The 11,861-nt window shown below is 71.7% G+C and carries 10 protein-coding genes and 1 pseudogene; 8 read left to right on the top strand and 3 right to left on the bottom strand.

Going from position 1 to position 11,861, the window contains the following annotated elements:
• Nucleotides 1-178: 178 nt before the first annotated feature.
• Together QQ657_RS41560 and QQ657_RS41565 are read left to right on the top strand one after the other, a co-directional pair.
• On the top strand, nt 179-583 hold the full coding sequence (locus tag QQ657_RS41560; protein WP_284747855.1) for an SHOCT domain-containing protein: 405 nt from the start codon (nt 179-181) through the stop codon (nt 581-583).
• A gap of 179 nt (nt 584-762) precedes the next feature.
• Nucleotides 763-1,002, top strand: a pseudogene (locus QQ657_RS41565) (potassium channel family protein); the annotation flags it as partial.
• A 90-nt stretch (nt 1,003-1,092) separates the two neighbouring features.
• Here the strand turns inward: QQ657_RS41565 and QQ657_RS41570 are convergent.
• Nucleotides 1,093-2,493, bottom strand: coding sequence for an MFS transporter (locus tag QQ657_RS41570; RefSeq protein ID WP_284747856.1), 1,401 nt, complete (start codon nt 2,491-2,493; stop codon nt 1,093-1,095).
• 139 nt (nt 2,494-2,632) lie between these two features.
• On the opposite strand from QQ657_RS41570, the gene QQ657_RS41575 reads away from it, so the two are divergent.
• From QQ657_RS41575 to QQ657_RS41590, 4 genes are all read left to right on the top strand, one after another.
• Nucleotides 2,633-4,447, top strand: coding sequence for a glycoside hydrolase family 15 protein (locus QQ657_RS41575; RefSeq protein WP_284747857.1), 1,815 nt, complete (start codon nt 2,633-2,635; stop codon nt 4,445-4,447).
• 90 nt (nt 4,448-4,537) lie between these two features.
• The gene (gene gadC, locus QQ657_RS41580) at nt 4,538-6,016 is read left to right on the top strand and encodes a glutamate/gamma-aminobutyrate antiporter GadC (protein WP_284747858.1); all 1,479 of its coding nucleotides are present in this window, start codon (nt 4,538-4,540) and stop codon (nt 6,014-6,016) included.
• The gene (locus QQ657_RS41585) at nt 6,013-6,459 is read left to right on the top strand and encodes a hypothetical protein (protein ID WP_284747859.1); all 447 of its coding nucleotides are present in this window, start codon (nt 6,013-6,015) and stop codon (nt 6,457-6,459) included. Before gadC ends, QQ657_RS41585 begins: the two co-directional genes overlap by 4 nt.
• A gap of 5 nt (nt 6,460-6,464) precedes the next feature.
• Nucleotides 6,465-7,829 (top strand): dipeptidase, encoded by a 1,365-nt coding sequence (locus QQ657_RS41590; RefSeq protein WP_284747860.1) that lies wholly within the window; start codon nt 6,465-6,467, stop codon nt 7,827-7,829.
• Between the two features lie 6 nt (nt 7,830-7,835).
• Here the strand turns inward: QQ657_RS41590 and QQ657_RS41595 are convergent, their stop codons facing one another.
• Nucleotides 7,836-8,543, bottom strand: coding sequence for a TetR family transcriptional regulator (locus tag QQ657_RS41595; RefSeq protein WP_284747861.1), 708 nt, complete (start codon nt 8,541-8,543; stop codon nt 7,836-7,838).
• A gap of 109 nt (nt 8,544-8,652) precedes the next feature.
• Between QQ657_RS41595 and QQ657_RS41600 the strand changes: the two genes are divergently transcribed.
• Both QQ657_RS41600 and QQ657_RS41605 read left to right on the top strand, forming a co-directional pair.
• Entirely contained in the window at nt 8,653-9,066 is a 414-nt protein-coding gene (locus QQ657_RS41600; protein WP_284747862.1) for a hypothetical protein, read from the top strand.
• Nucleotides 9,063-10,667, top strand: a complete 1,605-nt coding sequence (locus QQ657_RS41605) for a multicopper oxidase family protein (protein WP_284747863.1) — start codon at nt 9,063-9,065, stop codon at nt 10,665-10,667. Before QQ657_RS41600 ends, QQ657_RS41605 begins: the two co-directional genes overlap by 4 nt.
• Nucleotides 10,668-10,778: 111 nt before the next feature.
• Here the strand turns inward: QQ657_RS41605 and QQ657_RS41610 are convergent, their stop codons facing one another.
• Nucleotides 10,779-11,468 (bottom strand): M15 family metallopeptidase, encoded by a 690-nt coding sequence (locus QQ657_RS41610; protein ID WP_284747864.1) that lies wholly within the window; start codon nt 11,466-11,468, stop codon nt 10,779-10,781.
• Nucleotides 11,469-11,861 lie beyond the last annotated feature (393 nt).

Below are 11,861 nucleotides of genomic sequence, written 5' to 3' on the forward strand. Positions count from 1 at the left end.
CCGTCCTCTCCAGCCTCAGCCACCTCGACGAAGCACTCGTCTCCCTCGGCCGCGTCTTCGACGTCCAGGCCACCGATCCCCGCGCCCCCGCGAAGAAGTGACCCGCCGGGGGGGGGGGGGGGGGGGGGCCCGCCCCGCCGGGGGGGCCCCCGGCCCCGATCCCCTGTGAGGAGATGTCATGGTCCTGGCGAGCGCGGACTACCCGTTCCTCGATCTCATGGCGACGATGCTCGTGTTCTTCTGCTGGATCGCCTGGTTCAGCCTGCTGTTCGTGGCCTTGGGCGATCTTTACCGCCGCACCGACACCTCCGGCTGGGCCAAGGCCGGCTGGACTGTGCTGGTGCTCGTGCTGCCGATCCTCGGAGTCCTGCTCTACCTGGGTGTCCAGGGCAGGCACCTCTCGGAGCGGCGGCGGGCCCGCGATGCGGCGATGCAGTACCAGTTCGACAGCTACGTGCGCTCGGTGTCCACTTCGGACACCACGAGCGCGGCGCAGATCGCCGAAGCCCGGCGGCTGCTGGAGGAGGGCGTCATCAACGACGCCGAGTTCCACTCGCTCAAGCAGAAGGCCCTCGCGCGTTGACCGCGGTGCGGCGGTGGCGGTTCGCCCACCTCGCGGTGCTGCGGCCGTTGTGCACGGCCACCGCGCTGGTCTGCCTCTACTACCTGCTCCCGGTCGACCAGGCCCTGCGGCCGTGGACGGCGGCCGTCTTCGCCGCCGGTCTCGCCGTCGTGGTCCTGCTGGTCGTCGGCGAGGTGCGGATGATCCTCCGCTCGCCGTTCCCCGCGTGGCAGGGGGTGCAGGCCCTCGCTCTCGTCATCCCCTTGTTCCTGCTGCTGTTCGCCGACGGCTACTACGTGCTCGCCCACGGCCGCCCGGGCTCCTTCGGCTCCGGCCTGACCCGCACCGACGCGCTGTACTTCACCGTCACGGTGTTCACGACCGTGGGCTTCGGTGACATCACCCCGGTTTCCGCCGCCGCCCGGGTGCTGGTGACGATCCAGATGGTCGCGGACCTGGTCGTGCTGGGCGTGCTGCTGCGCGTGATCCTGACCGCGGTGCGGCACCGGCGTTCCGCCACGACCGGCGGTTCAGTCCGACGAGGGCAGCAGCAGGGCCGCGACGAGCCCGGCCACCGCCACGACGCCCAGGGTCGTGAGGGCCAGCGCGAAGGACCGGCCGCCGAGGTGCGGCGTCCCGGCCAGGACGGAACCGGCCAGCGCCGTGCCCACCGACGAGCCGAGGTTGGACGCGCTGCGCGACACCCCGGAAATGTCGCCCTGCGCGGCGTCCGGGAAGCGGGACTGCACCAGGTTCACCGACGCCGTCAGCATGATCCCGACGCCCCCGCCGAGCAGGAACAGCCCGGGAACCGCACTCGCCACGCCGGAGCCGGCCCGGACCAGGAGGAGCACGAGGACCAGGCCCGCGACGGTGAGGACGAAGCCGGCTCGGACGAGGCGGCGCTGGGAGTGCCGCCGCGCCAGCCGTCCCGCGGCCGCCGAGGCACCCAGGATGCCGATCGTCGCGGGGGTGAGCATCAGCCCGGTCTCGATCGCGTCGTAACCGCGCACCTGCTGCAGGAAGACCGCCACCACGAAGAACGAGCCCTGCAGGACGAGCCACTGGACGTGCTGGGTCAGCAGCCCGAGCCCGGTGACGCGGTCGCGGAAGAGACCGGCCGGCACCAGCGGCTCCCGGCCCGCCCGCTCACGGGCGCGGACGTGGGCGAAGAAGACGGCGAGGAGTCCCGCGCCGGCACCGGCGAACAGCCACACCGGCGAGATCCCGCCGGCCCGCAGCAGAACCACCCCGCCGACGGCGAAGTCCGCCCGTGAGACGAGCCAGCCGTACGTGCCCGCCTGCAGCACGCCGAAGACGACGAAGAACAGGCCCGCCGCCGAAAGGACCGCGCCGGCGACGTCGAAGTGCTTGACGCGGGGCGGTGCGGGCGGCTCGGTGATCCGCACCGCCAGCACGACGATCAGGCCGACCAGCAGCACCTGCAGGAGGAAGGACGCGCGCCACCCGAGCCACGTCGTGACCAGGCCGCCGAGGAGCGGCCCGGCCGCGGCACCGAGCGCGCCCGCTCCGCTGACCACGCCGAAAGCACGGGCCCGGCTCGCGAGGTCCCGGCTGGTCACGGTGACCAGGATGTAGATCGGCGGGATCATCAGCGCCGACCCGATGCCCTCCAGCAGCGAGTAGCCGAAGATCAGCAGCCCCGGCCCGTGCGCGGCCGAGGCCAGCAGCGCGCCGGCGCCGTAAACGGCCAGCCCGGCCAGAAAACAGCGCTTGCGGCCCAGCAGGTCGCTCAGCTTGCTGCCCGGCACCATGAGCGACGCCATGGTGAGGGTGAACACCGTGATCGCCGTCTGCACGCCGATCACCGTGGTGCCGAGATCCGCGGCGATGTCGCTGACGGCCACGGTCATGGTGGTGGCTGCGTAGCTCGCGACGAACTGGGCCAGGGCCAGGGGAAGCACGATCATCGGCGGGCCTTCCTCATCGGGTGCCGCACACGGTGGCGTGACCGGGGCCGGGCCACCTCACCCCTCGTGGATGAGGCAGCTCAGGCCCGCTCCGGCGACGGTTCACTCGACCGGACCCGCGCGCCCTGATGGAGGAGCCATGACCGAGACGACGATCGCCGAGCACGCGCTGATCGGCGACCTGCAGACCGCCGCGCTGGTGACGACCGACGGGTCGATCGACTGGTTCTGCAGCCCGCGGTTCGATTCGCCGTCGGTCTTCGGCGCCCTGCTCGACGACGAGCGAGGCGGCCGGTTCCGCATCCGCCCGGCCGGCGCCTGCGCGAGCTCGCAGATGTACCACCCCGACACCGCGGTGCTGATCACCCGGTTCTCCGGGCCGGACGGCATCGGCGAGGTGGTCGACTTCATGCCGCCCTGCGACACGACCGCCACCACCGAGCACCGGATCGCCCGGCTCGTGCGCTGCGTCCGCGGCCGGATGACGTTCGACGTGGTGGTCGCGCCCCGGTTCGACTACGGCCGCCGTCCGCACCAGGCGATGCTCGTCGCGAACGGGGCCGTGTTCATCGCGCGCGACACGTCTTTGGTGCTGCACGTGGTTCGCGAGCCCGGCGACGAGCACCTCGCCGACGCGCGCGTCGAAGGCGGTGACGTGCACCTGCGGCTCACCCTCACCGCGGGCCAGGTCCGCGGGGTCGTGCTCGAGACCGATGCGGCCGAGCCGCCGCGGGAGATCCGCGTCGCCGCGTTCACGGAGCTCTTCGACAGCACCGTGGCCTGGTGGCGCACGTGGCTGGCCCGCTCGACCTACCGCGGGCGCTGGCGGGAGATCGTCACCCGCTCGGCGATCACCCTCAAGCTGCTCACCTACGCGCCGACCGGCGGGCTGGTCGCCGCGCCCACCCTCGGACTGCCCGAGCAGCTCGGCGGCGAGCGCAACTGGGACTACCGCTACACCTGGGTCCGGGACGCCTCGTTCTCGGTTTCGGCGTTGCTGGCGCTCGGGTTCACCGAGGAAGCCGGCCGGTTCGGGAGCTGGCTCGGCGACCGCATCCGGGAAGGCGGGGGCGGGCCCGGCGGGCCGCTCGCCGTGCTGTACCGCGTGGACGGCACGTCGGACCTGCAGGAGGAAAGCCTCGCGCACTGGTCCGGGCACCGCGGGGCCAGTCCCGTCCGGATCGGCAACGACGCGGCCGGGCAGCTGCAGCTCGACATCTACGGCGAAGCCCTCGACAGCGTCTTCGCCGCCGACCGCGCGGGGTTCGAGCTCCCCCACCAGGGCTGGACCGCCCTCCGCGCGGCCCTCGACTGGCTCGGGGAGCACTGGGACCAGGCCGAAGAAGGCATCTGGGAGACCCGGGGCGGGCGCAAGTCGTTCACCTACGGCCGCTTGATGAGCTGGGTCGCGTTCGACCGCGGCATCCGGCTGGCGGCCGAGCACGGGCGGCCCGCTCCGGTTGAGGACTGGGCCTGGCAGCGCGACAGCATCCACGGCCAGATCATCAGCCGCGGCTGGCATCGGACGCGCAACGCCTTCGTCCAGCACTACAGCGGCGAAGAGCTCGACGCGTCCCTGCTTCGCATGCCCCGCACCGGTTTCCTCCCGGCCGACGATCCGCTGTGGCTTTCGACGCTCGACGCGATCCGGACCGACCTGGTGACCGACAGCCTGGTCTACCGCTACGACACGGACGCGTCGCAGGACGGCCTCGCCGGCGACGAAGGCACCTTTTCCTTGTGCAGCTTCACCTACGTCGACGCACTGGCCCGCGCCGGGCGGCTCGACGAAGCCCGCACGGCGTTCGAGAAGATGCTGACCTACGCCAACCACGTCGGCCTGTACGCCGAAGAAATCTCGCCGACCGGCGAGCAGCTCGGCAACTTCCCGCAGGCCTTCACCCATCTCGCCCTCATCGACGCCGCGGTCACGCTCGACGCCGCGCTCGGCTGACGAGCCGGTCTCGCCCGCCACGGGTGACCCGGGCGGGCCCGGCACGAAACACGATGAACCACCGTCCAGGCGAGCCCAGGAGGCCGACCCATGACCACGACCGACCGACCGAACCGGACCCCGGAGCCGGCGGGAACCTCGCCGCCGCCCGCCGGAGGGGCAGGGCGCACGAGACCGCCCGCGGCGGCGTGGATCTCCTGGATCGCGCTCGCGCTCATGACGACCAGTTCCGTCGCGAGCCTGCGCCCGTCGCCGACGATGGCCGTGTACGGCCTCGCGGCCGTCTTCCTCTACGTCGTCCCGGCGATCGTGTTCCTGCTGCCGACGTCGCTGGTCTCGGCCGAGCTGGCTTCGGGCTGGCCCGGCGGGGTCTACAACTGGGTGGCGCTCGGGATCTCCAAGCCGATGGGGTTCCTGGCGGTCTGGTGCCAGTTCGCGATGACGATCTTCTACTACCCCAGCCTGCTCGGGTACGTCGCGAGCACGCTCGCCTACGTCTTCGACCCCACCCTGGCGAACAACGGGTGGTGGACGGCCGCCGTCATCGTCGTCGCGTACTGGTCGGGGGTCTGGATCTCCTCCCGCGGCACGAAGGGCGTGGCCGGGCTCGCCGGTGGCGGGCTCATCCTCGGGACGCTGATCCCCGGCGCGCTGCTGGTGATCCTCGGCATCGTGTTCCTGGCCCAGGGGCACTCCTCCGCGGCACCGATGTCGGCCGGCCACCTGCTCCCCGCGTGGGCGGGGCTCGCGAGCCTCGTCCTGATCGTCAACAACTTCCTGTCCTACTCGGGCATGGAGATGAACGCGGTGCACGTGTCCTCGCTCCGCAAGCCGGGCAAGGAGTTCCCGCGCGCCATGTTCGTGTCGATGGGGCTCGTACTGCTCATCTTCATCCTGCCCGCCCTCGCGATCAGCTGGATCATTCCGGCCGACCAGCTCTCGCTCACGGCGGGGGTGATGCAGGCCTTCGACGCGGTCCTCGGCACCTTCGGCATCCAGTGGCTGACGCCGCTGATCGGCGTCATGCTCGTGCTGGCCTCGCTCGGCGGGATGCTGACCTGGCTGGCCGGGCCGTCGAAGGGCCTGCTGCTGATCTCCCGGCAGGAGGGTTACCTGCCGCCGTTCCTGCAGCGGCTCAACAAGCAGGGCGTGCAGCGGAACATCCTCGTCACCCAGGGTGCGGTCACCACGCTGATCGCCCTGTGCTACGCGTTCATCCCGGACGTCTCGAGCGCGTACTGGATCTTCTCGGTGATCACCACCCAGGTGTACCTGATCATGTACCTGCTGATGTTCGTCGCGGCGGTGCGGTTGCGGCGCAAGCACCCCGAGCACCCGCGCGGCTACCGCGCGCCGATGCTGCTCGGCCTGTGCGGGGTGGGGTTCTGCGCGTCGCTGGCCGCTCTGCTCGTGGGGTTCGTCCCGCCGTCGCAGTTCGGTTCGGGCAACCCGTGGGTGTACCTCGGGATCGTCGCGGGCGGCGCGCTCGGCCTCGGCCTGGTGGTGCCGTTCCTGTTCTACCGCCTGCGCAAACCGTCGTGGCGGCAGCCGGAGGTGAGTGCGTCGTGACCACTGTGGACGAACGATCGACCCGGCCGCAGCGGATGCTCGTCTACCTCGCCGTGGGCGTCGTCCTCGGCGGGTTGCTCGTGGCCGGCTACCTGCTCTTCCACTCCGCGCGGGCGACCGCCGAAGCCGAGGCGAAGGCCGACCGGCTCGTCACCCGGCTCACCCAGGAGGGCGCGCGGGCGCCGTCACGGGACCAGCTCGTCCGGCTGCTCGGCGCGGACGGCGGCTCGATCTGCGTCGATCCCGCCGCCGCGCTCGCCCGCGCGACGAGCGACACCGGGATCGCCAACGGCGCCGGCGGCCCCGGGACCCGCCCGGTTCTCGCGCCGGACACGGTGGTGCACGCGCAGCTGCTCGTCATCGAGGTCTACTGCCCCGGGAAGCTCGCCGGCTTCCAGGAGTACGTCGGCGGGCTGGGCTTCGCCGGCGCGGCGGGCGGGTGAGCGCGATGGACCTCCGACAGCGGGTGGCCGAGCTCATGCCCCGTGCGCGCGAAGAACTCGCGGACCTGGTCGCGATGCGGTCCGTCGCGGACCCGCGGCAGTTCCCCCCTTCGGAATGCCAGCGCGCCGCCGGCTGGGTCGCCGACGCGTTCGCCGGAGCCGGGTTCTCCACCCGCCTCGCCGACACCCCGGACGGCAGCCAGGCCGTGGTCGGTTCCCGGTCGTGCGGCCGTGCCGAGGCGCCCACCGTGCTGCTCTACGCCCACTACGACGTCCAGCCACCGCTCGCGGAAGCCGAGTGGCGGACACCGCCGTTCCGGCTGACCGAAGTGGACGGACGCTGGTACGGGCGTGGCGCGGCCGACTGCAAGGGCAACATCCTCATGCACCTCACCGCGCTGCGCGCACTCGGCGACGACCTGCCCGTCCACCTCAAGCTGGTCGTCGAAGGCTCCGAGGAGCAGGGAACCGGAGGCCTGGAAGCGTTCGTCCCCGAGCACGCCGACCTCCTGCGCGCCGACACGATCCTGGTGGCCGACACCGGGAACATCGCGGTCGGGCGGCCCGCGGTCACGGTCAGCCTGCGCGGCATGGTCACCGTGGTCGTCGCGGTCGAAGCGCTGCCGTCCGAGCTGCACTCCGGCATGTTCGGCGGCCCCGCACCGGACGCCCTGGCCGCGTTGGTGTCGATGCTCGCCACCCTGCGCGACGACGCGGGCGACACCACCGTCCCCGGCCTGCCCGGCGACGGCCGCTGGCCCGGAGACCTCTACCCGGCGGCACAGTTCCGCGCGGACGCGGGCCTGTCCCCCGGCGCCGTCCTCCTCGGTGGCGGCGAAGTCGCGGACACGCTGTGGGCGCGCCCGGCGCTGACGGTGCTCGGCATCGACTGCCCACCGGTCATCGGATCCGCGGCGGCCATCACCCCGCGCGCCCGGGCCAGGCTGAACCTCCGGATCCCACCCGGCGTCGAGCCACCCGAAGCGGCACACGCGCTGACGCAACACCTGATCGCGGCGGCGCCGTGGGGCGTGCACGTGTCGGCAGAGGTCGAGGCCACCGGTCACCCGTTCCGCCCGGCCACCGACGGCCCGGCCTACGAAGCGATGGCCGGAGCCATGCAGACCGCGTACGGCCGCCCGATGGGCCGGCTCGGCCAAGGTGGTTCGATCCCGCTGTGCACGGTCCTGGCCGAGACCTACCCCGACGCCGAGATCCTGCTCATCGGCGTCGAGGAACCACAGGCACTCATCCACGCGCCCAACGAAAGCGTCGCACCGCGGGAGATCGCGGCCATGGCCCTGACCGAAGCGCTGTTCCTGCGGGAGTACGGCGCGCTCTCCGACCGGCGGCGCTCGGCAGCCGGGTGAATCGGCTCAAGCCTCGCCCGCGAACCGCGGAAGGGCTTCGATCCCGGCCACGACGAGCCGGGCCGCGCGCCCGACGTCGGCCGCGACCGCCTCCTCGATCGACTCCGGGGTGCGGTTCACGTCCAGGTGCTTGGCCATGGACCGGAACTGGATCTGCCAGAGCGCGACGAGCGCCGTCGCCAGGACCCGTGGCTCCGGGTCCTCCGGGGCGCACCCGGTCCGCTCGGCCAGCGCCTCGGCGGCGACCACGACGAGCTGTTCGGTCATCTCCAGGCGGTGCGCGCGCAGGGCAGGCGTGGTCGCGATCAGCAGGCCGAACCGCCGGGACTTCGTGATCGCCTCACCCGGGTCCTCCTGCTCGGCGAGCCAGGAGAAGACGGCGGCGCGCTCCTGCGCGAGGATCCGCAGCGTCGCTTCGGCCGGGGACACGCCGGGCTCGGCCAGGTCGGCCCGCAGGGCGGCCAGCGCCGTGTCCGGGTGGTCGAGGATCAGCGACTCCTTGCTCGGGAAGTAGTTGAAGACCGTCTTCTCCGACACCCCGCAGGCCTCGGCGATCTCCGCCACCCGCACGGCGTCGAAGCCCCGCTCGAGGAACATCTCCGTCGCCGTGTCCGAGAGCTGCTGGCGCATCAGCCGCTTCTTGCGCTCCCGCAACCCCTCGGCCCCGGGCTCTCCGGTGCGCCGGGATGCCCAGTTGACCGTTCGCGCACTCATGCCCCCAGCGTAGTACACCTCCAGAAATTTTTCTGCTACAGTAATTTTTTAGTGACCGAAGACTGGTTGCTTCCTCCCGCGAAGTCCCCACGGAGAAACGAGTCTTGTGATGGACCCTGTCCGCACCCCGATCAGCCGCGGCGCGCTCGTGCTGCTCAGAGCGGGCGCCGCCGCGTCGGCCGCGCTCGCCTGCCTGCAACCGGTCCTGGCCGGCGCCTTCCTGCAGGGGCACTATTCGATGCTGGCGGCGCACCGCATGTCGGGCATGCTCTTCGCGCTGGCCCTGGTGCCGACGCTCCTGGCGGCCCTGGTCGTGTGGCGCGCAGGACGCGGGCCGAGCCGTCCCGCCCTGTTCGCCGCGCTGGCGCTCGTGCTCTGCGCCGCGCAGATCGTCCTGGGCTTCACCCGGGACTTGGCCGTCCACGTGCCGCTCGGGGCCGTGCTGCTCTACCTCGTCGTCCGGATCCTCATGCTCTCCTGGGCGAAGCAGCCGGTGGCGCGCTACGCCGGGGTGCCCGCGTGAGCCCCGCGATGAGCCGCCGCCGGTTCCTCGGCGTCGGCACCGTCGCCCTGGCCGGAGCCGGCGCGCTCGCCATCGCCGGGACGCCGTTCCTGCGCGGGCTGCTGGCCGACGGCCAGCCCGGGCTGCTGCTCGCCAGCCGGGCACCGGTGCCGGCCGCGTTCCGTGCCGACCTGCCGATCCCGCCGGTGCTCGCGCCGGTCCGATCCGACGCGACGACGGACTTCTACGAGATCGTCCAGCGGCCGGCCGCCCTGGGCATCCTGCCCGGGCTCACCACCGAGGCCTGGACCTACCACGGCAGCTTTCCCGGCCCCACCTTGCGGACTCCCGCCGGGCGCAAGGCCGTGGTGACCCACACCAACCGGCTGCCGCACCCGACCGTGGTGCACCTGCACGGCGGGCACACGCCGGCCGAGAGCGACGGCTACCCCACCGAGCTCGTGCACCCCGTCGGCGGCGAGCAGGCGGCTCCCGCGTCGGGGATGGCCGGCATGGCGGGGATGTCCGGGATGGCGGGCATGGCCAAGCTCGACACCGGCGGCGGGCAGACCAGCCGGTCCCACACGTATCCGCTCGACCAGCGCGCCGCGACGCTCTGGTACCACGACCACCGCATGGGCTTCACCGCCGCGAACGTCTGGCAGGGCCTGGCCGGGTTCCACCTCGTGACGGACGACGAAGAGGCGGCTTTGCCGCTCCCGCGGGGAAACCGGGACATCCCGCTGATGATCTGCGACCGCTCGTTCGGCGCGGACGGCAGCTTCACCTACCCCGCACTCGCCGGCGGCCAGCAGCTGCCGGGCGTCTCACCGGCCTACATGGACGGCGTGCTCGGCGACGTCATCCTCGTCAACGGCGCGCCGTGGCCGGTGCTGCGCGCCGATCGCGCCCGCTACCGCTTCCGGATCCTCAACGGCTCCAACGCCCGCCACTACTCGCTGGCGCTGGACCCACAGCCCCCGGGTGGCGGCGCCCTGGTCCAGATCGGCGGCGACGGCGGCCTGCTGGCGAGCCCGCGGACGCACGACAGCATCGACGTCTCCCCCGCCGAACGCTTCGACGTCGTGATCGACTTCGCCCGCTACGCGCCGGGCACCCGCGTCCGGCTCGTCAACCGGCTCGGCACGGACGCGACGGCGGAGGTGATGCGCTTCGACGTCGGCACCGACGGGCGGGTGACCGACGACAGCCTCGTCCCGGCGAAGCTGTCGGAGATCGCGACCCTGGACCCGTCCCGCGCCACGGCGACGCGGGACTTCCTGTTCCAGAAGTCGTCAGGCGCCTGGACGATCAACGGCGCGCCGTACACCCCGGGCCGCGACCTGGCCCGCGCCCGCCTGGGCACGACGGAGGTCTGGCGCTTCACGAGCGACGTCCACCACCCGGTACACCTGCACCTGAACCACTTCCAGGTGCTGAGCCGCAACGGCCGCCCGCCGGGTCCGTACGACACGGGCTGGAAGGACACCGTCGACGTCCGCCCGTCGGAAGCGGTGGAAGTGGCGGTGAAGTTCACCGACTACGCGGGCCGGTACATGCTGCACTGCCACAACCTCGAACACGAGGACATGGCCATGATGGCCGACTTTTCGACGGAGTAGCGCCCACGCCGGACGGGCCGGCCGGGATGCACCGGCCGGGCCGTCCGAAGCAGGAACGACTCCCCTTCTCACGCTCGCACGGGAAGCCGTGGTCGATTTATCCGGTCGGTGTCAGGGCTTCTCGAAGTGCTGGTAGTCGATCGGGGTGTCCCAGGAGCCGCCCCAGGTCCAGCCGCGAGAGGTGAACGCCTGCTCGGTGAGGTCACCCGCGTGGATCATGCCGGGCGCGGTCAGCGTGCGGTCGGCGTACGGCGCGCCGTTGGGCGGGTAGACGGTGCCACTGCCGGAGATGTAGGGGTTCTGCACGGTGTTGACGTCGATGGCGCGCCCGTAGGAGTGGTTGGACCACGCGGTGCCGCCGGTGATCGCCCGGCAGTTGAACGCCGAGGTGTTGTTCGCCGCCATCGACGCGTCGTCGTCGGAGTTGTACTTCTCCACGGTTTCCATCCGCTCGATGGGGAACCGGCCGCGGTAAAGATCAGCGAAGGTGTAGGCGACTTCGGTGGCGCGATCGGCGTTGACGACCAGTTCGCCCCGGTGCACCGCACCGTCGAAGCCGACGAAGTTCAGGCTCACCAGCCGCAGCTGGTCAGGACCGACCGGGCAGCCCTCGTGCCAGCTGTTTCCGAGCCGTTCCGCGGTGACCGGCTTGATGAAGGCGACGTAGGGCGGAAGGCCACTGCTGGCCGGCGCGGCGACTTCGACGGTCTGGACGGTGGCGGCCGGCGCCGGCGTGACACCGGTGAGGACCACGGACAATGCGAACGTGAGGACGGCGAACGCCCTGGTTCTCAATTTCATGACTGTTGTCTCCGATCCGTTGCGAGAAAAGGGGATTCCTGGAACTGGCGCAGAACATCCACGGCAGCACGACGACGCCGGCCGCGATCGTGCGGCCCGCGATCTCACAGCGAGGTTTTCGAGTGTCGTGTCGCGTGTTTCGACGACATCGCCGTCCGAAGAGGACAGTCAGGCGTCAGCCTGCGGCTCCGCGGGAGAGGTCGTCGACCGTCAACCGAGCCTGTTGGTGTTCACCGTGCCGACGCCTGCCTTCCCCCCAGTAAGCATGTCCCCCGCATCGGGAGTGATCCCCAGCCGGGTGAAAGCACTCTCGATAAAGCGAAATGTGCCAGCGGCGGGAGAACGGCGTCAACCAAGCCGGTAAGTTTCGCGCCGGGCCGAAACGTCGGGTTC

Source organism: Amycolatopsis ponsaeliensis (assembly GCF_030182635.1).
GTDB lineage: Bacteria > Actinomycetota > Actinomycetes > Mycobacteriales > Pseudonocardiaceae > Amycolatopsis > Amycolatopsis ponsaeliensis.